General features: G+C 67.5%; 22 protein-coding genes. 4 read left to right on the plus strand and 18 right to left on the minus strand.

From position 1 onward, the window contains the following. Positions 1 to 298 precede the first annotated feature (298 nt). Positions 299 to 1,198, minus strand: coding sequence for a peptidylprolyl isomerase (locus ACVOK1_RS01855; RefSeq protein ID WP_481560905.1), 900 nt, complete (start codon positions 1,196 to 1,198; stop codon positions 299 to 301). 120 nt (positions 1,199 to 1,318) lie between these two features. Between ACVOK1_RS01855 and ACVOK1_RS01860 the strand changes: the two genes are divergently transcribed. The 3 genes from ACVOK1_RS01860 (at position 1,319) to ACVOK1_RS01870 (ending at position 4,234) form a co-directional block, all read left to right on the plus strand. After that, positions 1,319 to 2,803 (plus strand): HEAT repeat domain-containing protein, encoded by a 1,485-nt coding sequence (locus tag ACVOK1_RS01860; RefSeq protein WP_481560906.1) that lies wholly within the window; start codon positions 1,319 to 1,321, stop codon positions 2,801 to 2,803. Positions 2,804 to 2,894: 91 nt separating this feature from the next. Beyond that, positions 2,895 to 3,260, plus strand: a complete 366-nt coding sequence (locus tag ACVOK1_RS01865) for a PadR family transcriptional regulator (protein ID WP_164271784.1) — start codon at positions 2,895 to 2,897, stop codon at positions 3,258 to 3,260. Next, entirely contained in the window at positions 3,257 to 4,234 is a 978-nt protein-coding gene (locus ACVOK1_RS01870) for a sensor domain-containing protein (RefSeq protein WP_481560907.1), read from the plus strand. The genes ACVOK1_RS01865 and ACVOK1_RS01870 overlap by 4 nt, the downstream gene beginning before the upstream one ends. A gap of 125 nt (positions 4,235 to 4,359) precedes the next feature. On the opposite strand, the gene ACVOK1_RS01875 is transcribed toward ACVOK1_RS01870, so the two are convergent. After that, positions 4,360 to 5,667: a polyhydroxyalkanoate depolymerase gene (locus tag ACVOK1_RS01875; protein ID WP_116864359.1), complete on the minus strand. Its 1,308-nt coding sequence runs from the start codon at positions 5,665 to 5,667 to the stop codon at positions 4,360 to 4,362. A 93-nt stretch (positions 5,668 to 5,760) separates the two neighbouring features. Continuing rightward, positions 5,761 to 6,351, minus strand: a complete 591-nt coding sequence (locus tag ACVOK1_RS01880) for a class I SAM-dependent DNA methyltransferase (protein ID WP_200752161.1) — start codon at positions 6,349 to 6,351, stop codon at positions 5,761 to 5,763. Positions 6,352 to 6,681: 330 nt separating this feature from the next. Here ACVOK1_RS01880 and ACVOK1_RS01885 point away from each other — a divergent pair, with 330 nt between their 5' ends. Beyond that, the gene (locus ACVOK1_RS01885; RefSeq protein WP_108764551.1) at positions 6,682 to 7,137 is read left to right on the plus strand and encodes a CopD family protein; all 456 of its coding nucleotides are present in this window, start codon (positions 6,682 to 6,684) and stop codon (positions 7,135 to 7,137) included. Between the two features lie 106 nt (positions 7,138 to 7,243). On the opposite strand, the gene ACVOK1_RS01890 is transcribed toward ACVOK1_RS01885, so the two are convergent. The 15 genes from ACVOK1_RS01890 to ACVOK1_RS01960 all read right to left on the minus strand — a co-directional run bounded on the left by ACVOK1_RS01890 (position 7,244) and on the right by ACVOK1_RS01960 (position 26,543). Continuing rightward, entirely contained in the window at positions 7,244 to 8,203 is a 960-nt protein-coding gene (locus ACVOK1_RS01890) for an acetyl-CoA carboxylase carboxyltransferase subunit alpha (RefSeq protein WP_406232262.1), read from the minus strand. A 131-nt stretch (positions 8,204 to 8,334) separates the two neighbouring features. After that, positions 8,335 to 11,934 (minus strand): DNA polymerase III subunit alpha, encoded by a 3,600-nt coding sequence (dnaE, locus tag ACVOK1_RS01895; RefSeq protein ID WP_481560908.1) that lies wholly within the window; start codon positions 11,932 to 11,934, stop codon positions 8,335 to 8,337. Between the two features lie 197 nt (positions 11,935 to 12,131). Beyond that, entirely contained in the window at positions 12,132 to 12,803 is a 672-nt protein-coding gene (locus tag ACVOK1_RS01900) for a ribonuclease HII (RefSeq protein WP_481560909.1), read from the minus strand. Further along, complete coding sequence (gene lpxB / locus ACVOK1_RS01905; RefSeq protein ID WP_481560949.1) at positions 12,800 to 14,002, minus strand: lipid-A-disaccharide synthase; 1,203 nt, start codon at positions 14,000 to 14,002, stop codon at positions 12,800 to 12,802. The genes ACVOK1_RS01900 and lpxB overlap by 4 nt, the downstream gene beginning before the upstream one ends. 53 nt (positions 14,003 to 14,055) lie before the next feature. Further along, the gene (gene lpxA / locus ACVOK1_RS01910; RefSeq protein WP_108768298.1) at positions 14,056 to 14,847 is read right to left on the minus strand and encodes an acyl-ACP--UDP-N-acetylglucosamine O-acyltransferase; all 792 of its coding nucleotides are present in this window, start codon (positions 14,845 to 14,847) and stop codon (positions 14,056 to 14,058) included. Between the two features lie 19 nt (positions 14,848 to 14,866). Further along, positions 14,867 to 15,322 (minus strand): 3-hydroxyacyl-ACP dehydratase FabZ, encoded by a 456-nt coding sequence (gene fabZ / locus ACVOK1_RS01915; RefSeq protein ID WP_079221248.1) that lies wholly within the window; start codon positions 15,320 to 15,322, stop codon positions 14,867 to 14,869. Then, positions 15,319 to 16,341: a UDP-3-O-(3-hydroxymyristoyl)glucosamine N-acyltransferase gene (gene lpxD / locus ACVOK1_RS01920; protein ID WP_108768299.1), complete on the minus strand. Its 1,023-nt coding sequence runs from the start codon at positions 16,339 to 16,341 to the stop codon at positions 15,319 to 15,321. Before lpxD ends, fabZ begins: the two co-directional genes overlap by 4 nt. A gap of 455 nt (positions 16,342 to 16,796) precedes the next feature. Next, positions 16,797 to 19,217 (minus strand): outer membrane protein assembly factor BamA, encoded by a 2,421-nt coding sequence (gene bamA / locus ACVOK1_RS01925; RefSeq protein ID WP_406232255.1) that lies wholly within the window; start codon positions 19,215 to 19,217, stop codon positions 16,797 to 16,799. A gap of 74 nt (positions 19,218 to 19,291) precedes the next feature. Further along, positions 19,292 to 20,650: an RIP metalloprotease RseP gene (rseP, locus tag ACVOK1_RS01930; protein ID WP_481560910.1), complete on the minus strand. Its 1,359-nt coding sequence runs from the start codon at positions 20,648 to 20,650 to the stop codon at positions 19,292 to 19,294. A gap of 55 nt (positions 20,651 to 20,705) precedes the next feature. Further along, positions 20,706 to 21,896: a 1-deoxy-D-xylulose-5-phosphate reductoisomerase gene (locus ACVOK1_RS01935; protein WP_481560911.1), complete on the minus strand. Its 1,191-nt coding sequence runs from the start codon at positions 21,894 to 21,896 to the stop codon at positions 20,706 to 20,708. 2 nt (positions 21,897 to 21,898) lie between these two features. Continuing rightward, a complete protein-coding gene (locus ACVOK1_RS01940; protein ID WP_313053089.1) occupies positions 21,899 to 22,735 on the minus strand; it encodes a phosphatidate cytidylyltransferase in 837 nt (278 codons plus the stop codon). Beyond that, the gene (gene uppS, locus ACVOK1_RS01945; protein WP_481560912.1) at positions 22,732 to 23,499 is read right to left on the minus strand and encodes a polyprenyl diphosphate synthase; all 768 of its coding nucleotides are present in this window, start codon (positions 23,497 to 23,499) and stop codon (positions 22,732 to 22,734) included. Before uppS ends, ACVOK1_RS01940 begins: the two co-directional genes overlap by 4 nt. A gap of 5 nt (positions 23,500 to 23,504) precedes the next feature. Then, positions 23,505 to 24,059, minus strand: coding sequence for a ribosome recycling factor (frr, locus tag ACVOK1_RS01950; protein WP_108768305.1), 555 nt, complete (start codon positions 24,057 to 24,059; stop codon positions 23,505 to 23,507). A gap of 97 nt (positions 24,060 to 24,156) precedes the next feature. Beyond that, positions 24,157 to 24,885: a UMP kinase gene (gene pyrH, locus ACVOK1_RS01955; protein ID WP_481560913.1), complete on the minus strand. Its 729-nt coding sequence runs from the start codon at positions 24,883 to 24,885 to the stop codon at positions 24,157 to 24,159. Positions 24,886 to 25,004: 119 nt separating this feature from the next. Next, a complete protein-coding gene (locus ACVOK1_RS01960) occupies positions 25,005 to 26,543 on the minus strand; it encodes a sensor domain-containing diguanylate cyclase (RefSeq protein WP_481560914.1) in 1,539 nt (512 codons plus the stop codon). Between the last annotated feature and the right edge of the window lie 166 nt (positions 26,544 to 26,709).

Genomic DNA, 26,709 nt, shown 5'->3' on the forward strand with positions numbered 1-26,709 from the left:
GGGGGCGGGGCCGGCCAGCCCTTTGCCGGGCCTGGGTTTTGGTTTCATTTTTTTTCCTCTTTAAAATAAATAAAAAAAATAAACCCGCCGCCGCCCGCGAGCCGGGGTGCGGCGCACGCCGGTCCCCTGCGCTCCTCGGTCCGTCGAGGGACGGCGCGGAACTCGCTGCGCTCAGACACCCGCGCCTCTTCGCCCTCGCCGGACCTGTGGTGCTCGGCTCGCTCCAAGGCGGACCCAAGATCAAGGGCCACAGCCGCGCGCCCTAGCATGGCGCGCACTCAGCGCAAAAGCCGAATCCTTACCGCACCGGCACCGGAATGTTGCACAGGTCGATATGCCCGGCCGGGCGCTTGTAGAAGTCATCCACGCGGTTGCGCCGCGCTTCCACCGTATCGGCGAAGGTCTTCGAATCGGTGCGCAGCACCTGGATCGGCGTGCGCTTTGCAGCCGGCACATCGCTGGCGCGGCGGATCGAGATGATCGGCGTGCGCAGTTTCGGGTCCTCGTAGAAGCCCATCGGCGCCGGCCCGCGCGGAATCGCGCTGAGCAGTTCCATGCCCTTGAGCACGCGGCCGACCACGGTGATGTTGCGGTCCAGCTGGCGCGGTGACTGCCCGGTCACCACGTACAGTTCGGCGCCGATGCTGCTGTCCTCCTCGTTGCTGCGGCCGGCACCAAGCATGCCGTAGCAGTGCGCCAGCCAGGCCTTCCCGGCCTGCGGGTCCTGGCCTACCGGGAAACCATCGACGAAGCCGGTCTGCGCGGCCCAGCCATCGCGGTCGGGCAGCACGTTCACCTTCAGGCCGGCGCTGGCGCGTTCGAACTCGGCCGGCAGCTTGCGCGCGGCGCTGCCGAACGGCCTGGCCTTGGCCGCGTCATCAGCGTCGGCATCGCCGAACTGCACCACGAAGTTGTCCTGCGAACGGTAGATGCTGGTGCCGTCCCAGAAGTGCTCATGGGCGAAGGTCTGGATGTTGGCGACATGGCGCGGGGCGAACTGCGGCGCCAGCTCGATGATCACCCGTCCGGCCGGCAGATCCATGTACAGCAGGCTGGCCGGGTCCGGGGTACGCCAGTCGCTGGCCGCCGACGCATCAAGGATCTGCTGCGGGCTGCGATAGGGCGTGGCCGCGCTGGCCAGGGCGGGCAGCAGGCAGGCGAGGGCAAGGGCGGTCAGGGCGAGACGACGGTGCGACATGGAATCCCCGGTTCGATGGTATTGGCCGATTCTGCGCCACCAGCGGTGGTCGCGCCATGGGGCATCTGGCCTTGCCGCTGCGCGTGCGGCACTCTGGCAGCTTCTGCAGGGAAGCATGCAATGGGCAAGGAACGTTCCGACACGCACGAGGCGACATTGCGCGCGATGATCGACCAGATCCTGAAGGGGGTCGTCGATGAGGGGGTGGATCGCCTTCATTGGTTGCAGACGCTGTCGCCACGAGGGTTGTTCGATCTTGATGAGCGTCGACGCAGCTGGTGGGCCCCCAACGACGATGGCCTGCTCGCCTGCCTGAAGGCCTGCGCCGCAGCGCCGGCTGATGTGCAGACGGCGGCACTGTTCCTTGCGGGCTCGGATGGCAATGGTCACACGCGCGAGGCCGCGTTGCAGCGGATGCGCTCGGTACCCAGCCATCTGACGTTGTCCTGCGCCTTGCTCCGCTGCAATGACTGGGTGGCCGAAGTGCGTGCGGTGGCGCAGGATGTCGTGATGTCCCTGCTCGGGCAGTGCGCGGTGCAGCACGTGCTCAAGGCTTGGCCGATCGCTGTCCGCTTGCGCGATGCGCAGCGCGTTGACCGGGCGTGGCTCGAGGGCACCCTGTTCGCAGGGTTGTCATCGCCCTCCAATCGCGCAGTGCTCGAAGGACTGCTGGGCCATCCCGACGCACGCACCCGGCGGGTGGCCCATGTCGTCGCCCTGCGCAGTCATCCGGACCGGGCAGCGTTGCGTGCGCACGCGATTCTGGACAGCGATCCACACGTCTCGCATCTGGCACTTGCCGATCTTCTGCAGCACGGTGAGCCCGCGGAGATCGAAACGCAGTGCGCGCTGGCATTGTCTGCGCCATCAAGCAGGGTGCGTAGCGCCGCGTTGCGTGCGCTGGCCGAGCGCGAGGTGGCCGACCTGGATGCATACATCGAAGCCGCGGCATTCGACCGTTCGCGTGGCGTGCGCCGGTTGGCGGCGTGGCTGCTCCAGCAGCGGCAGGCCACGCCGGCCATCGCATTGTGGCGCGACGAACTCACGCACCGGCGTCGCGGGCGATGGCGCGAAGCATTGGAAGCGCTGGCCGACCACGCCGAGGCGAAGGATGTGCCTGCACTGCGCACCCTGTTGCCGCAGGTGTCGCCGCGGCATCAGCGTTCCTGCCTGCGCGGTTGGGTGCGGGCCGAGGGCGGTGCCGGCCTGGCGTTGCTGCGCGAGGCGCTGGAGATGCGGGGACGGACGGTGAATGCGTTGCTGGCCAGCGCCACCGTGCTGTGGGCGGCGGAGCTCGACGCGCCGCGACTGCTCGCGTTCTGTCACGACGGTCCTTCGCCGGTGGCACAGGCGGGCCTGCTCGCGCAGCTGACGAAGCTGCCCTTGTGGCAGCACCTCGACCTGCTGCTGGATGCGGTGCCGCAGCGCGAGGATGAGCGTGCGTGGCACCTCCGGCTCGTGCAGGACTGGCTTCGGGTGAGCGGGCAGTACTCGCCACTGGGCGCCGCCCGGCGGCAGGCACTGGTCAGCCGGCTGGAGCAGCGCCGTCATGCCTTGCCCGAGGCGACCGCCACCCGGGTGCTGGCAGCCGTGCGGCAGGCCTGATCGCCCGCGCCGCAGGGCAGGGTGACTAACGACACATTCGCTATACCGGACTTCGCACTACTGTTGACTTCAACGTAGTGGAGGACCGGGCATGTCAGACGACGACGTCCACCTGAAGAAGTTCCAGAAGGAGCTCAGCGCCGGAACCGTGTCGCTGGCCCTGCTGGCGGTGCTGGCCCGGGCCGGGGAGCCGCTGTATGGCTACCTGATCGCCAAGGAGCTGGAGCGCGTGGGTGACGGCGTGCTGAGCGGCAAGCAGAGCGCGCTGTACCCGGTGCTGCGCAACCTGGAGGGCGCCGGCCTGCTGGAAAGCCACGTCGAGCCGTCCAGCAGTGGGCCGCCGCGGCGCTACTACCGCATCAATGAACGTGGCCACGAGGTGCTGGCGCAGTGGCGCCAGGCCTGGCAGGCCACCCGCGATTCCGTCGATTCCGTGTTGGAGGGGGTACCGCAATGAACGAGCAGAACCTGGCAGGCAGTGGCCTGCCCACCACGATCGCGCAGTACCTGGCGCAGCTGCGCGCGGCGCTGCAGGGTGCCGATCCGGCGATGGTGCAGGATGCCCTCTACGACGCCGAGGAGTACCTGCGCTCCGAACTGGCCGCGCAGCCGGGCCGCAGCGAGGCCGACGTCATCGCCGATGTGGCCGGCAGCTACGGCGCGCCGGAGGAAGTGGCCGAGATCTACCGCGAGACCGAGGTGACCGTGAACCGCGCGCTGCGTACGCCGCGTGCCGACACCAGCCCGGTGCTGCGCGCCGCCGCCGAGGCCAGTGGCGTGGCACCGGCCGCGCCGACCGCTGCGCCGGTGCAGCGGTCGCTGATGGCGCGCTTCTTCGGCGTGGTGCTGGACCCGCACACCTATGGCGCGCTGTTCTACATGCTGCTGTCGCTGGCCACGGGCACGTTCTTCTTCAGCTGGGTGGTGACCGGGCTGTCGCTGTCGCTGGGCCTGATGATCCTGATCATCGGCATACCGCTGACGGTGCTGTTCTTCGGCTCGGTGCGCGGGCTGGCGCTGCTGGAAGGGCGGCTGGTGGAAGCGCTGCTGGGCGAGCGCATGCCGCGTCGGCCGCAGTACACCGACCGCAGCCGCACCTGGCTGCAGCGCATCGGCGACATGTTCACCGATGGCCGCACCTGGCTGACGCTGCTGTACTTCCTGCTGATGCTGCCGCTGGGCATCGTCTACTTCACCATCGCGGTGACCCTGCTGGCGGTGTCGCTGGCCTTCATCTGGTCGCCGGTGGCGGCGCTGTTCGACTCGACCGCGCCGAGCATCTACATCGATGGCACCAACGTGCTGCCGCTGGCGTTCACGCCGGTGCTGGCGGTGGTGGGCGCGCTGCTGCTGCTGGTGACGATGCACCTGGCCCGTGGCATCGGCAAGCTGCATGGTCTGCTGGCCAAGAACCTGCTGGTGCGGTTGTAACCGCACAAGGGGCGGATCCCTGTTCGCAGAACAGGGCTCTGACCCCGGATCCCATCGCGCTGGGGTCTTCGCGCTGGGGTCAGAGCCCTTTCCGTTGGAAAGGGATCTGACCCCACGGCGGGGTCTTACCCCGCCTTGCGCCGCAACGGGGTGACGTTGCTCTTCTTCTTCGTGGCCTTGGCGGCCGGTGCCTCGGCATGGGCGGCGAAGAAATCGCGCACCTTCGGGTACACCACTTCGCGCCAGCGGCGGCCGCTGAAGATGCCGTAGTGGCCGGCGCCCTCGACGATGAAGTGCTCGCGGCGGTCGGCCGCGATGCCGGTGCACAGCGCCTGCGCCGCTTCGGTCTGGCCGAGGCCGGCGATGTCATCCAGCTCGCCTTCGATGCTCAGCAGGGCAGTATCGCGGATGGCCGACGGGTCGACCTTCTCGCCGTTGACCACCCACTCGCCACGCGGCAGCAGGAAGTCCTGGAACACCACCGAAATGGTATCCAGGTAGTACTTGGCCGGCATGTCGAGCACGGCGTTGTACTCGTCGTAGAAATTGCGGTGCGCGTCGGCGTCTTCCAGATCGCCCTTGACCAGGTCGGTGTAGAAATCCCAGTGCGAACTGAAGTGGCGGCTGGGGTTCATCGACAGGAAGCCGGCGTGCTGCAGGAAGCCCGGGTACACGCGACGGCCGGCGCCGGGGTAGCTGGCCGGCACGGTGTGGATGACGTTGTTCTCGAACCACGACAGCGGGTTCTGCGTGGCCAGGTTGTTCACTGCGGTGGGGCTGCAGCGCGCATCGATCGGGCCACCCATCATCACCAGCGTGCGCGGGGTCGGCTCGCCACGGCTGGCCATCAGCGAAACCGCAGCCAATACCGGCACGGTCGGCTGGCACACGCTCACCACGTGCAGGCGCTCGACGCCGAGGTGGCGGATGAACTCCTGGATGTAGGCGATGTAGTCGTCCAGGCCGAACTCACCTTCGCTGGCCGGCACCATGCGCGCGTCCACCCAGTCGGTGACGTACACGCGGTGGTCGCGCAGCAACGTGCGCACGGTATCGCGCAGCAGCGTGGCGTGGTGGCCCGACAGCGGCGCCACCACCAGCACGAACGGCTGGTTGAGCATGGTGTGCAGCTGGTCGGCTTCGTTGCTGTGGCGCTTGAAGCGCAGCAGCTTGCAGAACGGCTTGCTCACTTCCTCGTGCACGACGATCGGCACGCGCTCGCCTTCGACCTCGATTTCGTTGATGCCCCATTCGGGCTTCTCGTAATCCTTGCCGATGCGATGGAAGAGTTCATTGACCGCCGCCAGGCGATCAGCGCCCGGCATCTGCGACCACCAGTGGCCCTGGTTGGCGAAGAATCTGGCGTTGGCCTGGGCCTGGTGCACCCAGGGGGCGAGCAGGTTGCGGGTCAGTTCGTGTAGTTGATAGAGCATGACGACCGAATATGTATGGTCATATGTTGCCGCGCAGCATATCCCATCCGGGTGTCCCGGAGGTTAAGTCGGGTAAAAATAATGAATCCGGATTCACATCTTTTCCAGCGCGGCGGCCTCGTCGGCCAGGCCGGGGCCCAGCCACAGGTGTGAACCGATGGCCTGCAGGCCCTGGCGGCCCAGCTCGCGGCGGTACCAGCGCGCCGGCCGGGCCTGGAAGCCCTCGTGATCGCCGTCGAACTCATCTTCGGCGGCAAAGGTCTCCAGGAAGGCCACGCCGCCGGTCAGCTCGGCCACGCCGGCCAGGCCGGCCCGCAACTCGCGGTCGGGCACGTAGTGCATCACGTCCGAACACACCAGCAGGTCGACCGGGGCGCAGGGCCGCAGCCAGGCGAAATCGCCGAAGCTGGCCATGTGCAGGTTGCGGGTACGTCCGTAACGGCGCACAGCGTACTCGCTGCTGTCGAAGCCAAGGTATTGGACCTTCGGACGCAGCTTCAGCAGTGGCGCGCGCCAGGCGCCTTCGCCGCAGCCGATGTCGAGCACGCTGCGCACCGGTCGTTCCAGGTAGTACTCGGCGGTGGCCACGGCCAGGGCGACCTTGCGCGCCAGGCGGGCACTGCCGCCGATGTCGGCACGGCGGTACCAGCGTTGGAAATAGGCGGCGTCGTAGGTCTTGTCCATGGGGCAGGGCACGCTTGAGGGCGGAAACGGCGCCTATCGTAAGGCGTCGCGGCCACGGGTGCGTCGATTGGCCGCGGCATCCACCCATGGGGTGGCTCTACTGCGACCGGCGGGCGAACCGGCAGTAGAGCCACGCCATGCGTGGCTGCGATGGTGCGGTGGGCAGCCATCCATGGGATGGCTCTACTGCGACCGGCGGGCGAACCGGCAGTAGAGCCACGCCATGCGTGGCTGCGATGGTGCGTGCGTCGATTGGCCGCGGCATCCACCCATGGGGTGGCTCTACTGCGACAATGGGCGCCCATCCCCGCCAGCCGCTGGAGCGAGCGCATGCAGAGCTATTACTGGGTCAAGACCTTCCACATCGTGTTCGTGGTGGCCTGGATGGCAACGGTGTTCTACCTGCCGCGCATCCTGGTGAACCTGGCCGAAACCGCGGGCCAGCCGGCGGTGGGCGAGCGCCTGCAGCTGATGGGCCTGCGCCTGTACCGCTTCGGCCATTCGATGTTCGGCCTGGCCTTCGTGCTGGGCCTGGTGCTGTGGCTGGGCTACAAGGTCATCCCCGATTTCCCGACCATGGTCGCGCCCGGTGGCGCCGGCTGGCTGCACGCCAAGCTGGGCCTCGTGGTGCTGCTGCTGGTGTACTTCATCTGGACCGGGCGCCTGCTGAAGGGCGTGGCCAAGGGCCGCGCGCTGCCGTCCTCGCGCGCGCTGCGCTGGATCAACGAGATTCCGCTGCTGGCCTTCATCCCGATCGTCTGGCTGGTGCTGGCCAAGCCGTTCTGAGGCGTGGATGCCGTCAACGCGCAAAAGAAAAGACCCGGGCATCTGCCGGCTCTTTCGTTTGCGCGTTCACCTGCCTGTTGCCGGCCAGCGGCCGGCACTACCAGGCTTATGCGGCTTCGTAGGAGCCGTAGCTGCGCAGGCGGGTGTAGCGCTGTTCCAGCAGCTGTTCGGTGGACAGCTTGTCCAGCGCTTCCAGCTCGTTCAGCAGCACGGCCTTCAGGCGCTTGGCCATCTGGGTCGGGTTGCGGTGGGCACCACCGGTCGGCTCGCGCACGACCTTGTCGACCAGGCCCAGGCCCTTCAGGCGCGGGGCGGTCAGGCCCAGCTGTTCGGCGGCGTCCTTGGCCTTGCCGGCGTCCTTCCACAGGATCGAGGCGCAGCCTTCCGGGGTGATGGTCGAGTACACCGCGTATTCCAGCATCACGGTGCGGTCGCCCACGCCCAGCGCCAGCGCGCCACCGGAACCACCTTCACCGATGACGGTGCAGATGATCGGCACCTTCAGCTCGGCCATTTCCATCAGGTTGCGCGCGATCGCTTCGGACTGGCCGCGCGATTCGGCGTCGATGCCCGGCCAGGCGCCGGCGGTGTCGATCAGGGTCAGCACCGGCAGGCCGAAGCGTTCGGCCATCTTCATCAGGCGCAGGGCCTTGCGGTAGCCCTCCGGCTTGGGCATGCCGAAGTTGCGCTTGATCTTTTCCTTGGTGTCGCGGCCCTTCTGGTGGCCGATCACCATCACCGAGCGGCCGTTGATGCGGGCCAGGCCACCCATGATGGCCTTGTCGTCGGCGAAGGCGCGGTCACCGGCCAGTTCCTGGAATTCATCGAAGATGATGCGCAGGTAATCGGCGGTGTACGGACGCGACGGGTGACGGGCCAGCTGCAGCACCTGCCAGGAGGTCAGGTTGCGGAAGATCTGCGCGGTGCGCAGGCGCAGCTTGTCCTGCAGGGCGTGAACCTCGGCCTCGACATTGACCGCCGGTCCGGCACTGGCGTTGCGCAGTTCCTGGATCTTGGCTTCCAGGTCGGCGATGGGTTGCTCGAAGTCGAGGTAATTCGGATTCATCGGAAGCCGTCGTGTAAAGAAGAGGGGAATTCTAGCCGAATGCGCAGCAATGGCCCGTACGCCTTCGTCTGGAAGGCGACGGTACCCCAGCCGGGCAGGGGGCGCCAGTCAGCCTGGGGCGTGGGCCAGCCTCAGTTGGCCCACGGCGGGCTGTAGCGCACTTTCAGCGTGCGCACGGCCGGATCGGCGCGCAGCGCCTCCATCAGCTTGGAGTCGATGCGCACCGCGCTCTGCCCGGACACGTCGAGCATGCCGGCCACGCCGCCCTGCGGGCCCTTCAGCAGCAGGTCCAGGCGCAGCGGCGTACGCCCGGGGCGATGGCGGTCGAGCAGGGCATTGACGCGTTCCCAGACCGGGCGCTGCTGGCGCAGGTCCAGGCGCAGCGACAGGCGCGTGGCGTAGTTGGCGCAGACTTCATCGAAGTCCCAGCACTGGCGGATGCGCAGCGCGTAGCCGCCGTTGAACTCGTCCTCGCGCAGGCCGCCCTTGACCACCAGGATGCGGTCCTTGGTCATCAGGTGGCCGAACTCGGCCATGGCGTCGGAGAACGCGCTGCACTCGACGCGGCCGCGGCCGTCCTCGAGCTGGATGAAGATCTGGCTTTCGCCCTTGCGGCGCACGCCGACCACCTGGCCGGCCAGCACGGTCGGCACTTCCGGGCGCCAGCGCTTCTCGCCGCCGTTGCCACCGCCGCCACCGCTGTTGCTGGAACTCCAGATCTTTTCCACCGAGCCCAGGTCGTTGCCGACCAGGTCGCGCACATCGTCGCGCCAAGGGTCGAACGGATGGCCGCTGAGGTAGAAACCGAGCGTGTCGCGCTCGCCGTTCAGGCGCTGCAGCAGCGGCCATTCCTCGGCTTCGACCAGGTCCAGCTGGATGGTCACCGTGCTCGGATCGGGGCCGCCGAACAGCGAGTTCTGGCCCGAGGCACGCTCGCGCGCCATCTGGTCGGTGGCCTTGATCACTTCCGGCAGCTGCAGCATCAACGAGGCGCGGTTGTGGCCCAGTTCGTCCAGCGCGCCGCAGTTGATCATCGCTTCCAGCGTGCGCCGGTTGAGCTTGGCCGAACCGACGCGGGTGCAGAAGTCGAGCAGGTCCTTGTAGTCGCCGCCCTTCAGGCGCTCGTCTACCACGGCTTCGCAGGCACCCTGGCCGACGCCCTTGATCGCGCCCAGGCCGTACTGGATGGTGTCCGGCGTGACCGCTTCGAACATGAACGCAGAGTGGTTCACCTTCGGCGGCAGCACGGTCAGGCCGAGGTTGCGCACCTCGTCCAGGAAGCCGACCACCTTTTCGGTGTTGTCCAGGTCCGAGGACAGCGTGGCCGCCATGAACTCGGCCGGGTAATGGCGCTTGAGCCAGGCGGTCTGGTAGCTGACCAGCGCGTAGGCGGCGGCGTGCGACTTGTTGAAGCCGTAGCCGGCGAACTTCTCCATCAGGTCGAAGATCGCATCGGCCTTGGCTTCGTCGACGCCGTCCTTGGCCGCGCCCTCGCGGAAGATCTCGCGGTGCTTGGCCATTTCGGCCGGCACCTTCTTGCCCATCGCACGGCGCAGCAGGTCGGCGCCGCCCAGCGAGTAGCCGCCGACGATCTGCGCCATCTGCATCACCTGCTCCTGGTACACCATGATGCCGTAGGTGTCTTTCAGGATCGCTTCGGTGCGCGGATCGGGATAGATGATTTCTTCCTGGCCGTGCTTACGCGCGTTGAAGGAAGGAATCAGGTCCATCGGGCCGGGTCGGTACAGCGACACCAGCGCGATGAGGTCTTCGAAACGGTCGGGGCGCGCGTCCTTCAGCAGGCGGCGCATGCCCGAGGATTCGAACTGGAACACCGCGCCGGTGTTGCCGTTGGCGAAGATGTCCTTGTAGGTGGGCGCATCGTCCAGCGGGATCGCGGCGATATCCACCGGCGGGATGCCGGCGCGCTCGTGGCGCTTGTTGATCGCCTTCACCGCCCAGTCGATGATCGTCAGCGTGCGCAGGCCGAGGAAGTCGAACTTCACCAGGCCGACTTCTTCCACGTCGTTCTTGTCGAACTGGGTGACCGGGTTCTTGCCCAGGCCGTTCTCATCGTGTTCGGCGTACAGCGGGCAGAACTCGCTCAGCGGCTCGGGCCCGATCACCACGCCACCGGCGTGCTTGCCGGCGTTGCGGGTCAGGTCTTCCAGCTGCAGCGCCAGGTCGATCAGGTCGCGGACATCGTCCTCGCTCTCGTAGCGCTGGATCAGTTCGGCCGACGCCATTTCCGAGCTCGGGCCTTCCTTGCCCTTGCCCAGCGCATCCTTCAGGTGGATGCCGAGGATGTTCGGGATCAGCTTGGAAACGCCGTCCACCAGGCCGTACGGGAAGCCCAGTACGCGGCCGGAGTCGCGCACCACGGCCTTGGCCGCCATGGTGCCGTAGGTGATGATCTGGCTGACGCGTTCGCGGCCGTACTTGCGCGCGACGTAGTCGATCACCTCGTCGCGGCGGTCCATGCAGAAGTCGATGTCGAAGTCGGGCATCGACACGCGTTCCGGGTTCAGGAATCGCTCGAACAGCAGGTTGTACGGCAGCGGGTCCAGATCGGTGATCTTCAGCGCCCACGCCACCAGCGAACCGGCACCCGAACCACGGCCGGGGCCGATCGGGATGCCCTGGTTCTTGCCCCACTGGATGAAGTCGGCAACGATCAGGAAGTAACCCGGGAAGCCCATCTTGATGATGGTGTTGAGCTCGAACTCCAGGCGTTCGAAATACTCTTCGCGGGTCTTGCCCGGCGCCAGCGGATTCTTCTGCAGGCGCTCTTCCAGGCCGTCGCGCGACATCTTCTGGATCCAGGTGTCCAGGGTCTCGTCGTCGGGCACCGGGTAGTTGGGCAGGAAGTAGGTGCCCAGCCGCATCTCGATGTTGCAGCGCTCGGCCAGGGCCAGCGTGTTGTCGATCGCATCGGGGATGTCGGCGAACAGCTCGCACATCTCCTCGGCTGACTTCAGGTACTGCTGGTCGCTGTAGTCGCGCGGGCGCTTGGGGTCGTCCAGTACGCGGCCGGTGGAGATGCAGACGCGTGCTTCGTGGGCGCTGAAATCGGTCGGCGCCAGGAAGCGCACGTCGTTGCTGGCCACCACCGGCAGGCCGCGCTGGCCGGCGGCCATCAGCGCGAAGCGGTTGAAGGTTTCCTCGCCTTCGCGGCCGGTGCGGGTCAGTTCCAGGTGCAGGCCGTCGCCGAAGGCGCGCTGCCAGTCGGCCAGCTGCTGCTCGGCCAGATCGTGCTTGCCGTCCAGCGCCAGGCGGCCGGCCAGGCTGTCACGGCCGGCCAGGGCGAACAGGTTGGCATTGCCCGCCTTCAGCCAGTCCGGGTGGATGGCCACGCCGCCTTCGGGACGGTGGCCTTCCATCCAGGCGCGGGTCAGCAGCCGCGACAGGCTCAGGTAGCCCTCGCGGTCGCGGCACAGCAGGGTCATCCGCCACGGGTCCTGGCCGTCCTCGGTGATCATCACGTCGGCGCCGGCAATGGGCTTGATGCCCACGCCTTCGGCGGCCTTGTAGAACTTGACCAGGGCGAACAGGTTGTTCAGGTCGGTCACCGCCAGCGCGGGCATGCCGAGTTCGACCGAGCGCGACAGCAGGTTGGCCTGCTTGGCCTTTTTCGGGTCCGCCTGGTCCGGTTTGGCCGGCACGCGGATGGTCGAGTCCGCCAGCGAGAACTCGGTGTGGACGTGGAGATGTACGAAGCGGGAGTTGGACATGCCGGACCAGGTTGGAGCGCGCGGGCCCCGGGTGCTGACGGGGGAATCGTCGCCGGGGTCGGGAAGCGCTGGAGTGCCCGGTCAGGGTAGCGAGGGCAGGGGGTGGCGACAAGGCTTGACGGTACGGCGATTGCGCGATTGCCGCCGGTGCGTTCACGCGTTCACGGTAGCGCCGGGCCATGCCCGGCGGCCGTTGTTCAGGCAATCGCGATGTCGGCGGCCACAACCTGCGGCACGTCCAGGCATTCACGCACCGGGGTGAAGCTGCGGCGGTGCTCGTCACAGGGGCCATGCGCGCGCAGCGCGGCCAGGTGGGCCGGGGTGCCGTAGCCCTTGTGCTGGTCGAAGCCGTACTGCGGGTGCCGCACGTGCAGGTCCTGCATGTAGCGGTCGCGCGAGACCTTGGCCAGGATCGAGGCGGCCATGATCGCGCGGTCGATGCCATCGCCGCCGACCAGCGCCTGCGCCGGCAGCACCAGGCCCTTGGGCACGACGTTGCCATCGATGCGGGCGAAGCCGGCCACGTGGGCCACGGCCGCCACCACATCGCGCATGCCCTGCAGGGTGGCCTGGTAGATGTTCAGGCGGTCGATGGCGTTCACGTCCACCAGCACCACTTTCCAGGCCAGCGCCCGTTCGATGATGCGGTCGTGCAGCTGTTCGCGGCGCGCCGCGGTCAGCTGCTTGGAATCGTCCAGGCCGTTGATGCGCGGCCGCGCCGGGTCGAACACCACGGCGGCCACGGCCACCGGGCCGGCCAAGGGCCCGCGGCCGGCTTCGTCGACGCCGGCCACCAGGCGCTCCGGCTCGACCAGCGTCGCGCCATCGAACAGGGCCAGGCTGGCCGCAGCGGCAGCGCGACGGCTCATGCGGGTTCCTGGTTGCGCACCAGCAGCTCGCCCACCGCGTCGGCGGCACGGGCGGAAGCATTGCGGCGCAGGCGTTCGTGCAGGCGCTCGTAGGTGCCCTGCAGGTCGGCGGTGCGCTGCGGGTGGTCGAACCACTGCTGGATGGCCGCGGCCAGCTTGTCCGGCGTGCAGTCGTGCTGCATCAGTTCCGGGGCAAGATCCTGCGCGGCGAGGATGTTGGGCAGGGCGAAGCGGTCGACCTTGATCAGGCCCAACGCCTTCACCAGGCGATAGGTCAGTTCATTGACCCGGTAGCCGACCACCATCGGCCGCTTCACCAGCATCGCCTCCAGGGTGGCCGTGCCGGAAGCCAGCACCACCACGTCGGCGGCGATCATCGCCGTGCGGGCCTGGCCATCGAGCACATGCGAGTACGCCACCGGCAGCGCCGAGCGTGACAGCTGTTCCTCGATCAGGCGGCGGCAGGCGGCATTGGCCGCCGGCACCACCACGTGCAGGCCGGGGATGCGTTCGGAGACCTGCCAGGCCGCTTCGAAGAACGGTTCGCCCAGGCGCGAGATCTCGCCCAGGCGGCTGCCCGGCAGCACCGCCAGCACCTTGGCCGAAGCGGGCAGGCCGAGCGCGGCGCGGGCTGCGTCGCGGTCACCGTGCAGCGGAATGTCATCGGCCATCGGGTGGCCGACAAAACGCGCATCGATGCCGTGCTTTGCGTAGATGGGCGGTTCCATCGGGAACAGGCACAGCACCAGGTCGGCACTGCTGCCGATCTTCTCCGCGCGCTTCTCGCGCCAGGCCCAGACCGAGGGGCTGACGTAATGCACGGTGGGAATGCCGCGCTGCTTCAACCAGCGCTCGATGCCCAGGTTGAAATCCGGGGCGTCGATGCCGATGAACACATCCGGCTGCCACGCCAGCGCACGCTCGCGGAACGCCGAGCGCAGCTTGAGCAGGCGCGGCAGGTGGCGCAGCACTTCGGTCAGGCCCATCACCGCCAGCTCGCTGGCGTCGTGCCAGGTCTGGCAGCCGGCGGTGCGCATGGCATCGCCGCCGATGCCGGCGAATTCGGCATGCGGGAAGCGGGCCTTCAGCTCACGCACCAGGCCCGCACCGAGCAGGTCGCCGGATGCTTCGCCCGCCACCAGCGCGATCCGCAACGGGCGCTCGCTGAGCACCCGCTGCGCCGGCACGCTGCCGGCCATCGAGGCCAGCGGGATGACGGCAGCGCCGGCCGGCGCCTGGCCGGTCGTGCTGCTCATCGCAGCAGGTGCCTCTCGGTGTGCTCGATGAAGTCCAGCATGGAGCGGACGTCATCGCTGGCCTGTGCCTGCTCGGCCAGCTGCTGCTTGGCTTCGGCCAGCGGCAGGCCGGCCACGTACAGGGTGCGGTAGGCACGCTTGATGGCGGTGATGCGCTCGGCGTCGAAGCCGCGGCGCTTGAGGCCTTCGCTGTTGATGCCACGCGGGCGGCCCAGTGAATCGGTGCCGACCATGGTGAACGGCGGCACATCGCCGTTGGTCAGAGCGCCCATGCCGAGGAAGGCGTGGGCACCGATGCGGCAGAACTGGTGGGCACCGGCGAAGCCGCTGATGATCACGTAGTCGCCGACGGTGACATGCCCGGCCAGGGTGGTGTTGTTGGAGAACACGCAGAAGTTGCCGACGTGGCAGTCGTGGGCCACGTGCGTGTACGCCAGCATCCAGTTGTCGTCGCCGATGGTAGTGATGCCACCGCCGCCGCCGGTGCCGCGGTTGAGGGTGACGAACTCGCGGAACACGTTGCGGTCGCCGATCACCAGTTCGGTGCGTTCACCGGCGAACTTCTTGTCCTGCGGCTCGCCACCGACCGCGACGTGGCCGATGAAACGGTTGTCGCGGCCGATCCGGGTCGGGCCGTGGATGCTGCAGTGCGGACCGACCTCGGTGCCGGCGCCGATCTCGACGTCGGGACCGATGATCGTGAACGCGCCCACTCGGACGTCGTCGGCCAGTCGTGCTGACGGATCGATCACCGCGGTGGGATGGATCAGGGGAGCGCTATCGGTCATCTCGTTCCTCCGTACAGGGTCAATCGCGGGTGCCGGCGCACAGCACCTCGGCGCAGGCGACGACTTCACCGTCGACCTTGGCCACGCAGTCATACACGGCCATGTTGCGGATCACGCGCTTGATCTCGACGTGCATTTCCAGCACGTCGCCCGGCACCACCTGCTTGGTGAAGCGGGCCTTGTCGACCTTGACCATGTAGAACAGCTTGGACTGCGAATCGCGGCCCAGGGTGAGCTGGGTCAGCACGCCGCCGGCCTGGGCCATGGCTTCGATGATCAGCACGCCCGGCATGATCGGCTGGTTGGGGAAGTGGCCCTGGAAGAACGGCTCGTTGATGCTGACGTTCTTGGTGGCGACGATCTTGCGGGCTTCGTAGTCGATCGACAGCACTTTGTCGACCAGCAGGAACGGGTAGCGGTGCGGCAGCAGCGTCTGGATCTGTGCCATGTCCGGCAGGGTCTGGGGCTGGCTCATTCTTTCTCCTTGCTCACAGACAGGATGCGACGGGCCAGTGCATCAAGCTGCTTGAAGCGCGCGGCGTTCTTGCGCCACGTGCGGTTGTCGGTCAGGGGCGTTCCGGACGAGTATTCGCCCGGCTCGGTGATGGAGTTGCGGACCACCGACTTACCGGTGATCACGACCTTGTCGCAGATTTCCAGGTGGCCGACGACGCCCACGGCGCCGCCGAGCAGGCAGTAACGGCCGATCTTGGCGCTGCCGGCGATGCCGGTGCAGCCGGCGATGGCCGAGTGGGCGCCGATCTGCACGTTGTGCGCGATCTGCACCAGGTTGTCCAGGCGCACGTCTTCGGCCAGCACGGTGTCTTCCAGCGCACCGCGGTCGACGCAGGTATTGGCGCCGATCTCGCAGTCGTCGCCGATGCGCACGCCACCCAGCTGAGGCACCTTGATCCACTTGCCGGCGTCCATCGCCAGGCCGAAGCCATCGGCGCCGAGCACGGCACCGGGATGGATGCGCACGCGCTTGCCGAGCTTCACGCGGGTGACCAGGGTGACGCGGGCGATCAGTTCGCAGCCACTGTCGAGGGTGCAGTCTTCGCCGATGATGCTGCCGGCGCCGATGATGCAGTTCTCGCCGACCACGCTGCGCGCACCGATGGTGACGAACGGGCCGATGTGGGCGCTGGCGGCCACCTGGGCCTGCGGGTCGATGACCGCGCTGGGATGGATGCCCGGCTCACGGACCGGCGCGACGTCGAACAGCGCGGCGATCTTGGCGAAGGTGGTGTAGGGATCCTTGGCGACGAGCGCGGCGCCGGGGGCGGCCTCGGCGTCTTCGGCACGCAGGACCACCAGCGAGGCCTGGCTGTCGGCCAGCTGCGCGCGGTAGCGCGGGTTGGCAAGGAAGGTCAGCTGGCCGGCACCGGCATGGGCGAGGGTGGCCACGCCACGGATGGCGGTGGCGGGGTCGCCATGGACCTGCAGGCCGAACTGATCGGCGAGTTGCTGGGCGGTGTAGGTAGGAGTATTCACGGCGGGAGTTTAACGTGTGGAGCCAGTCCGGTCATGCGGGGGCTGAAGCGGCGCCTGCCTGATATCCCGGGGCGATGGCGCAGGGAGCTGCCCAGGACACGCCGTAAACCCATCCCTGGGGGCTCGATGGCGCCATCCATGGCGCCAACGGTCCTGGTCAGCCCCCTGCGCCATCACCAGATGGTTTCACGCGGCCGCGGGAAGAGGCGGCCAACATCCCTCCTGCAAAACGAAAACGCCGGGCAGAGCCCGGCGCTTCGTATCCCGTCTGGTGGAGAGCCCCCCTTCTGTTAAGGGGGGCGCGCCCCTGGGAATCGCAGGAGCGATTCCCAACGTTGCTATGCAACGGCCCGAAGGGCGCATGCCATGGATGGCATGCGTAACGGCGCGGGGGATAGGGAGCAGGATAGGCCCCGCGGTTTGCATCGCAAACCGTGGGAACGTTTGGGGGCCAGTTAGAACTGGCCACCAAACGTAAATTGCAGGCGTTCGATTTCGTCGCCGTCCTTCTTCTTCAGCGGGAACGCGTAGCTGATCGAGATCGGGCCGACCGGGGCGCGCCACAGCAGGGCCACACCGGTGGACACGCGCAGTTCGTTGGCCTTGAAGTTCTTGGTGCCGTTGTAGACGTTACCGAAGTCCAGGAAGGCCGACACGCGTGCCGACGGGCTGTCGAACAGGCGCGGGAAGTACGCTTCGACCGAACCGACGGTCTTCACCGAGCCACCGAGCGGCTGGCCGTTCGGGTAACCCGAGGTCACCTCGCGCGGGCCGAGGGTGTTGTCTTCGAAGCCGCGCACCGAATTGGTGCCGCCGGCGTAGAAGTTCTCGTAGAACGGCAGGCCGGTGCCGGTCACCGTCTTGATGTAATCCGAGGAGGCCGGGGTGCAGTCCACGGTCTGGGTCGGGTTCGGATTGTCGGTGGTCGGCGGGGTGTAGCAGATGTTGCGGGTGTAATCCTTGCCGTAGCTGTCGCCGTAGCCGATTTCCGCACGGGTGTTGATCACCAGCGATGGCATGATCGGCCAGTACTTGCTGATCTGATAGTTCAGCTTGAAGTACTCGACGGTCGAACCCGGCAGGGTGGTTTCCAGGCCGATGCGCTGGTAGGTACCGCGGGTCGGCATGAAGTAATCGTTGCGCGAATCGCGTGCCCAGCCCAGTTCGGTGCGCCAGGCGTGGAACGTGCGCGTGCCGATGGCATTGATGTAGTCGATGATCGACTGGGGGGTAGCGTTGGCGTACGTCGAAATCTGGTTGCTGTCGATGCCGAACATCAGCGAAACGCTGTCGGTCTCGGTCAGCGGCACGCCGAACACCACCTGCGCCGAACCATTGGTGCTGTTGTACTGCGCGGTGTTGAAGTCGGAGTAATCCAGTTCGCGCCAGGACAGGTTGTAGCCCAGCGACACGCCGTCATCGGTGAAGTACGGGTTGGTGTAGCTGAAGCCGTAGCGCTGCAGGTAGCTGCTGCGCGAGGCTTCCACCGACACGCGGTTGCCGCCGCCGAGGAAGTTGTTCTGCGACAGCTGCACCGAGGTGGTCATGCCGTAGGACTGCGAGTAGCCCAGGCCGAACACGAAGCTGCCCGAGGTGGTTTCCTTGACGTTGTAGACCACGTCGACCTGGTCGTTGCTGCCACTGACCGGCGGGGTTTCAACGTCCACCGACTCGAAGTAGCCCAAGCGCTGCAGGCGGATCTTGGAACGGTCGATCGCGGCCTGCGAGTACCAGCTGTTCTCGAACTGGCGCATTTCGCGACGCATCACTTCGTCGGAGGTGCGGGTGTTGCCCTTGAAGATGATCCGGCGCACCGACACGCGCGGGCCGGGGACGACCTGCATGTTCACCGCGACGGTCTGCTCGGCACGGTTGGTGGTCGGGATCGGGTTCACCTTGGCGAACGCGTAGCCGATGTTGGACAGCGAATTGGTGATCGCGTCGGAGCTGAACTCCAGCAGCGCACGCGAGAACGTGTCGCCGGCGCGCTGCACGACCATGCGCTCGACATCTTCCTGCGGCAGGACGGTGTCGCCGCTGACCTTGATCTCGGAGATCTTGTACTGGTTGCCTTCGGTCACGCCGGCCGTCACGAACATGTCGCGCTTGTCCGGGCTGATCGAGACCTGGGTCGAGTCGATGCTGAAGTCGACGTAGCCGCGGTCCAGGTACCAGGAGTTCAGCTTTTCCAGGTCACCGGACAGCTTCTCCTTGGAGTACTGGTCATCGCGGCGGTACCACGACGCCCAGTTGTGCTCCTTGGATTCCCAGGTTTCCAGGATGTCCTCGCTGGCGTACTTCTCGGTACCGACCAGGTTGACGTGCTGGATCTTGGCGGCCTTGCCTTCCTTGATCGCGATGGCGATGTCCACGCGGTTGCGGTCCAGCGGGCTCACCGTCGGGGTGATCTCGACGTTGTACTTGCCACGGTCGTTGTACTGGCGGCGCAGTTCCTGCGTCACGCGGTCCAGGCTCAGGCGGTCGAAGGTGCCGCCCTCGGTCAGGCCGATGTCGGACAGGCCCTTGAGCAGCTGGTCGGACTTGATGTCCTTGTTGCCGGTCACGGTCAGCTTGTTGATCGCCGGGCGTTCCTTGACGGTCACGACCAGGATGTTGCCCTGGCGATCCAGCTGCACGTCTTCGAAGAAGCCGGTCTTGTAGAGGGCGCGGATGGTCTCGCCGACCTTGCTGTCGGTGACCGTCTCGCCACGTTCCACCGGCAGGTAGGTGAACACCGTACCCGAACTGATGCGCTGCAGGCCGTCGACGCGGATGTCGCTGACAGTGAAGGGCTCGGCTGCCTGGGCCAGGGCGGGAGCGCCGGTGACGGCGGCGAGGGCGAGGGCCAGCAGGCGGCGATTGGGGAGTCGCGTCATGTCACGTCCGGTAGGAAGGTCGATTTCATTGGTACGGGATGCCGGCGCTGTAGACGCCAAAAACGTGGAAAAGTTCATCGCGGGACCAGGCCGAGGATGTCGTTGTAGAACGCCAGCCCCATCAGCCCGGCCAGCAACGCAAGGCCGATGTACTGACCTGCGGCGATGGCACGCTCGCTCAGCGGGCTGCCCTTGACCAACTCGATAAGGTAATACAGCAGGTGCCCGCCGTCCAAGATGGGAATCGGCAGCAGGTTGATGATGCACAGACTCAGCGACAGCAGCGCAAGGAACTGCAGGAACCAATCGAGGCCGCGTTTGGCCGAAACATTGGCCACGCGGGCGATGGTGACCGGGCCGGAAACGTTCTGCAGCGAGGCTTTGCCGGTGACGATGCGGGCCATCATGCCCAGCGAATCGGAGGCCAGTCGGCCGGTTTCGCGCACGGCCACGGTCACCGCATCGAGCGGCCCGTAGCGCATCAGGGTGTCGTAGGCGGGGCTGAACGCGCCGGAGAAGCCCACGCCGATCTGCCAGACCGGCTTGCCCTGGCCGTCCTTGCCCGCGCGCGGGGTCACTTCCAGCGCCAGGCGCTCGCCACCGCGCAGCACTTCGATCATGCCCGGGCCACCACGGCGGCCCAGTTCCTGGATCTGCGCGCTGACCTGGTCGGCGCCTTCGATGCGCTGGCCATCGATGGCCACGATCAGGTCACCCGGCTGCAGCAGGCCGGCCACGGCCGAATCGGCGGTCAGGCTGTCCACCTGCGCCGGCTGCAGCGATGCCTGCCACTGCAGGCCGGCCAGGCTCGGCACGCGGCGTTCATCGAAGCCGGCCGGCAGCTGCGACAGCGGCAGCGTGCGGTTGCGCACCTGGTCGCTGCTGTCCAGCACCTCCAGGGTCACGTCACGCCGGTCCATCGCCGCCGCGGTCAGGGCCATGCTGGCATCGCCCAGGGTGACCACGTCGCGGTCGTCCACGCGCAGCACGCGGTCGCCGCTGGCCAGGCCGGCGCTGGCGGCGATGCCGGTGGTGCGGCCGATGGTGGCCGAATAATCCTGCTTGCCGATCACGAACATCGCCCACAGCAGCAGGATGCACAGCAGCAGGTTGGCGATGGGGCCGGCGGCAACGATCGCGATGCGCTGCCAGACGGTCTTGTGGTTGAAGGCCTGCCCGCGCTCATGCGGGTGCACCTCGACCTCGCGCTCGTCGAGGAACTTCACATACCCGCCCAGCGGCAGGGCGGCGATGGCGAACTCGGTGCCGTGCTTGTCGCGGCGCGACCACAGCGGGCGGCCGAAGCCGACCGAGAAGCGCAGCACCTTCACCCCACAGAGGCGGCCCACCGCGTAGTGCCCGAATTCGTGGAAGGTGACCAGCAGTCCGAGGCTGACGATCATCCACCAGACCGATCCGATGAAGTCAGTCATGCAGGCTCACGGTGGCGGGCAATGGCAGCGGCGTCATGCGGTATGGGCGTGGCGTTCAGGCGGCGTCGATGGCGTTCAGGGTCAACTGGCGGGCCCGCTGGTCGGCGGACAACAGGCCGTCCAGTGTATCGGCTGCTTCGGTCGGCAGTGTTGAAAGAGCGTTAGCAACCAGCGCGGGAATGCTCAGGAAACCGATCCGGCCCTGAAGAAACGCTGAAACGGCCTCTTCATTGGCCGCGTTCAGCACCGCCGGAGCGGTGCCGCCGGCCTGCATCGCCTGCCAGGCCAGGGCCAGACAGGGGAAGGCCTCGGTATCGGGGGCTTCAAAATCGAGCCGGCCCTGGGCCAGCAGGTCCAGCCCGGACACGCCCGATTCGATGCGCTGCGGCCAGCCCAGGCCCACGGCCAGGGTGGTGCGCATGTCCGGCAGGCCCAGCTGGGCCAGGGTCGAGCCGTCGACGAACTCGACCAGCGAATGGACCAGGCTCTGCGGGTGGACCAGCACCTCGATGCGCTCGCCGGGCACCTTGAACAGGTGGTGCGCCTCGATCACTTCCAGGCCTTTGTTCATCAACGTCGCCGAATCGACCGAGATCTTCGGGCCCATGGACCACTTCGGGTGGGCAACAGCCTGGGCCGGAGTCACCTGTTCCAGTTCGGCGCGGCTGCGGCCACGGAACGGGCCGCCCGAGGCGGTCAGCAGGATCCGGCGCACGCCGGCCCCGTCCAGGCTGGCATCGCGCGAGCGCAGGCACTGGAAAATCGCGCTGTGCTCGCTGTCGATCGGGATGATCTCGGCGCCGGCACGCTCGGCGGTGCGGGTCAGCAGTTCGCCGGCCAGCACCAGCGATTCCTTGTTGGCCAGCAGGATGCGCTTGCCGGCGGCGGCAGCGGCCAGGGTCGAGGACAGGCCGGCGGCGCCGACGATGGCGGCCACCACGGTGTCGCAGGCATCGCTGGCGGCCAGCTGGTCCAGGGCGGCAGCGCCGGCGTGGGCCTCGGTGGCCAGACCCGCGTCGCGCAGGCCGTCGCGCAGCTCGGTGTACAGGCTGTCATCGGCGATGACCGCGTGCGCGGGCCGGTGCTGGCGGCACAGCGCCAGCAGCGCCTGCACCTGGCGGCCGGCGGCGAGCACGGTGGCCTGGTAGCGCTGCGGGTGGCGGGCGATCACGTCCAGCGTGGAGGCGCCAATCGAGCCGGTGGCGCCGAACACGGCGACCCGGCGCAGGTCTGCAACAGCATCCATGGTCAGAATCCGAAGATTTCCTTGCCCAGCGCGAACACCGGCAGGGCAGCCAGCACACCGTCGACGCGGTCCAGCACGCCGCCGTGGCCAGGAATGAGGTGGCCCGAATCCTTGGCGCCGGCATGGCGCTTGATCAGGCTTTCGTACAGGTCGCCCAGCACCGAGGCGAACACGGCCACCACCGAGGTGACCAGCAGGCCCGGCAGGTGCGCGACGTCCACGCCGGCCAGCCAGCCCAGGCCGACGGCCACGGCGACACCGGCCAGCAGGCCGCCGAACAGGCCTTCCCAGGTCTTGTTGGGGCTGATGCGCGGGGCCAGCTTGTGCCTGCCGAAGTGGCGGCCGGCGAAATAGGCACCCGAATCGGCGGCCCACACCAGCGCCAGCGCGGCCAGCAGCCACAGGTGGCCGTTGTGGCCCGGCGGATCGCCGCCGGCATGGATCAGCACCAGCGAGGCCCACGCCGGGACGATGGCGAGGGTGCCGGCCAGCAGCTTGAAGATGCGGGCGGGACTGCCCGGCTGCGCGCCGAAGGTGAAGAAGCGCAGCCAGACCAGGGCGGCCAGCCACCAGGCCACGCCAACCAGGGTCGCCAGCTGGAACAGCACCAGCGAACTGCCATCGGCCCAGACCATCAGCACCATCAGTAGCAGGTTCAGCACCAGCAGCACGGTACGGGCGAGGGTATCTTCGATGCCGGCCAGCTTCAGCCATTCCCACAGGCCGATCAGGAACACGGCGGCGGCGGCGGCAGCCAGCCACTGGGTAGGCAGCAGCAGGATCGCGGCAATGGCCACCGGCGCCATGATCAGCGCGGCGAGAACTCGGGTCTTGGTCATGGGCTGGGCGTCTCGGTGGCCAGGGCGGCGATCTGGGCGCTGGTCAGGCCGAAGCGGCGTTCACGGCCGGCGTAGGCGTCCAGCGCCTGCTGCAGCTGCTCGGAATCAAAGTCCGGCCACAGCGCCTCGGTGAACCACAGCTCGGTATACGCCAGCTGCCACAGCAGGAAGTTGCTGATGCGGGTATCGCCACCGGTGCGGATGAACAGGTCCGGCGGCGGCAGGTCGGCCAGGGCGACCTGGCGGCCCAGCAGCGATTCGTCGATCTGCTCGGGCAGCAGCCGGCCGGCAGCCACTTCCGCGGCCAGCGCACGGGCGGCGCGGGCGATGTCCTGGCGGCCACCGTAGCTGGCGGCGATCGACAGGGTCAGCGTGGTGTTGTCGGCGGTGCGCTGTTCGGCCAGCTGCATGCGACTGACCAGCCCGGCGCCGAAGCGCTCGCGTTCGCCGATGAAGCGCACGCGTACGCCACGGCGATGCAGCTCGTCCACTTCACGGTCGAGGGCGCCGAGGAACAGCTTCATCAGGGCATCGACTTCTTCCTGCGGGCGGCCCCAGTTCTCGCTGGAGAACGCGAACAGGGTCAGCGCCGGAATGCCCAGTTCAAGGCAACGGTCGATGGTGCGGTTGACCGCGCGCGCCCCGGCACGGTGGCCGATCACGCGCGGGCGGCGGCGCTGCTGTGCCCAGCGCCCGTTGCCATCCATGATGATGGCGACGTGGCGGGGCAGGGCGGCCGGCAACGGAGGCGGGACTGAAGGCATCGACTTCAGACCGACAACAGTTCCTTTTCCTTGTCGGCGACGACCTTGTCGACGTCCTTGATGCTGCTGTCAGTCAGCTTCTGGATGTCGTCTTCGCCGCGCTTCTTCTCGTCCTCGCTGATCGCCTTGTCCTTGACCAGCTTGGCCACTTCCTTGTTGGCGTCCTGACGGATGTTGCGGATGGCGATCTTGGCGCCTTCGCCCTCCTTCTGCACCTGCTTGGCCAGCTCCTTGCGGCGCTCTTCGGTCGGCGGCGGCATGTTGATGCGGATGGCCGCGCCCAGCGTGTTCGGGGTGAACTCGTGGTTGTACAGGCCCTTCTCGATTTCCTTGATCATGCTCTTGTCGAAGGGCGTGACCAGCAGCGAGTGGGCATCGGCGTTGGAGATCGACGCGACCTGGTTCAGCGGGGTGCTGGCGTTGCCGTAGGCATTGACCGTGACGCGGTCCAGCAGGGCGGGAGTGGCACGCCCGGTGCGGATCGAGGTGAGGGTGTGCTTCAGAGCGTCGATGCTCTTGGCCATGCGCGTCTGCGCGTTGTTCTTGATGTCGTTGAGCATCGCCCGGGTCCTGGATGTAACTGGAATCGGGCGATTATAGGCGAATACGGGACGCTGACGGGCCTGGATCGGCCCGCAGCACGCCTGCCGCTCAGGCTCAGGCCGGATCGCGGCCCTGGACCAGGGTGCCGATGTTGGCGCCGCCGAGGATCTTCAGCAGCTCGCCCGGCTGGCCCATGTCAAACACGCGCATCGGCAGGTCGCTGTCACGGGCCAGGGCGAAGGCCGCGGTATCCATGACTTCCAGGCCGCGGCGGATCACTTCGTCGTAGCTCAGGCTGTCGAAGCGGATCGCATCGTTGTGCTTGTTCGGGTCCTTGTCGTACACGCCATCGACCTTGGTGGCCTTCAGCAGCAGGTCCGCGCCGATCTCGATCGCGCGCAGGGCAGCGCCCGAGTCGGTGGTGAAGAACGGGCTGCCGACGCCGGCGGCGAAGATCACCAGGCGGCCCTTTTCCAGGTGGCGGATGGCGCGGCGGCGGATGTAGTCCTCGCACACGTCGTTGATCTTGATGGCGCTCATCACGCGGGCCTTGGCGCCGAGCTTCTCCAGCGCGTCCTGCATGGCCAGGGCGTTGATGACCGTGGCCAGCATGCCCATCTGGTCGCCGGTGACGCGGTCCATGCCGCCTGCGGCCAGGCCGGCGCCGCGGAAGATGTTGCCGCCGCCGATCACCAGCGCCACTTCGGCGCCCGCCTGCTGGGCCTCGATCACTTCACGGGCCAGGCGGTTGATGATCTTCGGGTCGATGCCGTAGTCCTCATCTCCCATCAGCGCCTCCCCGGACAGTTTCAGAAGGATGCGGCGATAGGCGAGCTTGGACATATGGACCTCGTGAGCGTGGAAATCGCGGGGGATTCTACGCGCATGCGGCGCGCGGCCAAAGCATTTTGTGCACTGCGGCGCAGAAGGCCGCACTGCCCCGTTCAGCCGGGGCAGCGGGTTCAGCCCAGTTCGGCGCCTGCGGTGGCAGACAGCTCATCATGCCCCAGTTCGCCGGGCGAGCGCGCGATGACGCGGTTACGGCCCAGGTTCTTGGAACGGTACAGCACGTCATCGGCCGCCCGCAGCAGGTCCTGCACGCCGGCAAAGCGCTCGTAACCGCCCTGGGTGGCCACGCCGGCGGAGAAGGTCACGAACAGCGGCCCGCCCTCCAGCTCGACCATCGGGGTGGAGACGATGCTGGCCAGCACGCGGCGGATGACGTCCAGGGCCGTCGCTTCGCTGGTGTTCGGCAGCAGCGCCACGAATTCCTCGCCGCCGAAGCGGGCCACGGTGTCGCTGTTGCGCAGCTGGCCCTGCAGCTTGCTGGCGAACACGCGCAGCACCTCGTCACCGGTCAGGTGGCCGTGGGCATCGTTGATCTTCTTGAAATCGTCCAGGTCGATGAAGGCCACCGACAGCGGCCAGCCATGCCGGCCGGCGCGCTGGAACTCCTGGTCGAGCACGGTTTCCAGCTGGCGGCGGTTGAGCACGCCGGTGAGGGCGTCACGGTGGGCCTGGTCGGCCAGGCGCTTGGCCCGCGCCTCGAATTCGTCGGCGCGGCGGCGCGCCTGCTCGGCATCCTGCATTTCGCGCAGGTTGCGCAGGGTGGTCAGTTCCTGCGCGTGGTCGATCAGCTCGCGCACGCGGGAGGGCGAGCTGAGGCCGGTCTCGAACAGGCTGGCGATGTCCGGCAGCGCGTCGCTGATGCGCGCCAGCACCTGGTCGAAGCCCGCGCTGTCCAGCTGCAGGCGCTCGTGGACCTCGTGCAGGGCGCGTTCGCGCGCGCCGTCGGCATCCTCGTCCAGCCAGATGTCGGCGACCGCGCCTGAGAGCTGTACGCAGGCCTGGAACGCATTATCGGTGGTGGGCTCGGACTCGCTCAGGCGGATGCTGTCCACCAGGTATCGCGGCAGGCCCCACTGTTCGGCCACCCAGGCGCCGACGTCGGCGTGGGTGCAGCCCAGTTCCTCGCGTTCGCGGGCGAGCAGGTCCAGGTTGCCGCCGGCTTCGCGCAGCAGGGGCAGGTAGCGCTCGGATTCGGCCTGGGCCAGGCACAGCACGCCCATGTCCTGCAGCAGTCCGGCCAGCATCAGCTCTTCCAGCCGGCGCAGGCCGCGGGCCTGGCCCAGCTGGCTGGCGGCCAGGGCGCTGAGGATGCTGCGCTTCCAGGCGCGCTGGCGCAGGTCGTGGTCTGCGCCGCTGCCACCGGTCAGGCCCTGGGTGACGGTGAAGCCCAGCGCCAGGCTGATGGTGGCGTTGAGGCCGAGCATGGTCAGTGCCTGGCCGAGGTTCTCGATGCGGCGCCGGCTGGCATACAGCGGCGAGTTGGCGATGCGCAGCATGCGAGCGCTCAGCGCCATGTCGATGGCGATGATGTCGGCGGCGGTGGCGATGTCCGCTTCCGGGTCCTGGGCCAGTTCGATGATGCGCAGGGCAATACCGGGAGGCGAGGGCAGGTTGCGGCACAGCGCCAGGGCAGCAGTCAGCTCAGGAGGCATGTCGGATCGTTCAATTCCATTAGGACAAGAATACCTAGGGATACATCACAGTCTGCGACTTCTGTTCCTGTTATGCGATTGCGTATTCCCCTGTGTCGAGTATCGGCTTGAATGGCGGATAACGCAAAGATCCTTGTTCTGGATGTGCGCACCCGCGATGCCCACC

Source organism: Stenotrophomonas sp. STEN087 (genome assembly GCF_056759115.1).

Coding starts and splice junctions, on each gene's coding strand:
- uppS (WP_481560912.1), bottom strand. CDS start 23,499: ATGCCTTCAGTCCCGCCTCCGTTGCCGGCCGCCCTGCCCCGCCACGTC.
- bamA (WP_406232255.1), bottom strand. CDS start 19,217: ATGACGCGACTCCCCAATCGCCGCCTGCTGGCCCTCGCCCTCGCCGCC.
- ACVOK1_RS01860 (WP_481560906.1), top strand. CDS start 1,319: ATGGGCAAGGAACGTTCCGACACGCACGAGGCGACATTGCGCGCGATG.
- lpxA (WP_108768298.1), bottom strand. CDS start 14,847: ATGACCGATAGCGCTCCCCTGATCCATCCCACCGCGGTGATCGATCCG.
- ACVOK1_RS01960 (WP_481560914.1), bottom strand. CDS start 26,543: ATGCCTCCTGAGCTGACTGCTGCCCTGGCGCTGTGCCGCAACCTGCCC.
- lpxB (WP_481560949.1), bottom strand. CDS start 14,002: ATGGCCGGCAGCGTGCCGGCGCAGCGGGTGCTCAGCGAGCGCCCGTTG.
- pyrH (WP_481560913.1), bottom strand. CDS start 24,885: ATGTCCAAGCTCGCCTATCGCCGCATCCTTCTGAAACTGTCCGGGGAG.
- ACVOK1_RS01885 (WP_108764551.1), top strand. CDS start 6,682: ATGCAGAGCTATTACTGGGTCAAGACCTTCCACATCGTGTTCGTGGTG.
- ACVOK1_RS01900 (WP_481560909.1), bottom strand. CDS start 12,803: ATGAGCCGTCGCGCTGCCGCTGCGGCCAGCCTGGCCCTGTTCGATGGC.
- ACVOK1_RS01855 (WP_481560905.1), bottom strand. CDS start 1,198: ATGTCGCACCGTCGTCTCGCCCTGACCGCCCTTGCCCTCGCCTGCCTG.
- rseP (WP_481560910.1), bottom strand. CDS start 20,650: ATGACTGACTTCATCGGATCGGTCTGGTGGATGATCGTCAGCCTCGGA.
- dnaE (WP_481560908.1), bottom strand. CDS start 11,934: ATGTCCAACTCCCGCTTCGTACATCTCCACGTCCACACCGAGTTCTCG.
- ACVOK1_RS01865 (WP_164271784.1), top strand. CDS start 2,895: ATGTCAGACGACGACGTCCACCTGAAGAAGTTCCAGAAGGAGCTCAGC.
- ACVOK1_RS01940 (WP_313053089.1), bottom strand. CDS start 22,735: ATGACCAAGACCCGAGTTCTCGCCGCGCTGATCATGGCGCCGGTGGCC.
- ACVOK1_RS01890 (WP_406232262.1), bottom strand. CDS start 8,203: ATGAATCCGAATTACCTCGACTTCGAGCAACCCATCGCCGACCTGGAA.
- frr (WP_108768305.1), bottom strand. CDS start 24,059: ATGCTCAACGACATCAAGAACAACGCGCAGACGCGCATGGCCAAGAGC.
- fabZ (WP_079221248.1), bottom strand. CDS start 15,322: ATGAGCCAGCCCCAGACCCTGCCGGACATGGCACAGATCCAGACGCTG.
- ACVOK1_RS01870 (WP_481560907.1), top strand. CDS start 3,257: ATGAACGAGCAGAACCTGGCAGGCAGTGGCCTGCCCACCACGATCGCG.
- ACVOK1_RS01880 (WP_200752161.1), bottom strand. CDS start 6,351: ATGGACAAGACCTACGACGCCGCCTATTTCCAACGCTGGTACCGCCGT.
- ACVOK1_RS01935 (WP_481560911.1), bottom strand. CDS start 21,896: ATGGATGCTGTTGCAGACCTGCGCCGGGTCGCCGTGTTCGGCGCCACC.
- ACVOK1_RS01875 (WP_116864359.1), bottom strand. CDS start 5,667: ATGCTCTATCAACTACACGAACTGACCCGCAACCTGCTCGCCCCCTGG.